General features: G+C 43.6%; 1 pseudogene. It reads left to right on the forward strand.

The annotated features are described in order from the left end of the window. Positions 1 to 266: pseudogene (locus tag HT736_RS06150) on the forward strand (choline-binding protein A); the annotation flags it as partial.

Raw genomic sequence — 266 nt, forward strand, 5'->3', positions numbered from 1 at the left:
AGCGGAAGATTCAATGGCAGCTCCAGCAGGCGGTTCAATGGGTACAGGTTTCTTATTCGGCAACTCTTCATTCTACTACCTCAACAGTAATAGTTCTATGACGAGAGGTTGGAAAAAAGAAAATGGAATGTGGTACTTCTACAATACTGATGGTTCAATGGCCACAGGATGGTTGCTAGACAATGGCTCATGGTACTACCTCAATAGTAATGGTTCAATGGCCACAGGATGGTTGCTAGACAATGGCTCATGGTACTACCTCAATA

This window comes from Streptococcus sp. 339, from assembly GCF_013277285.1.
GTDB lineage: Bacteria > Bacillota > Bacilli > Lactobacillales > Streptococcaceae > Streptococcus > Streptococcus pseudopneumoniae.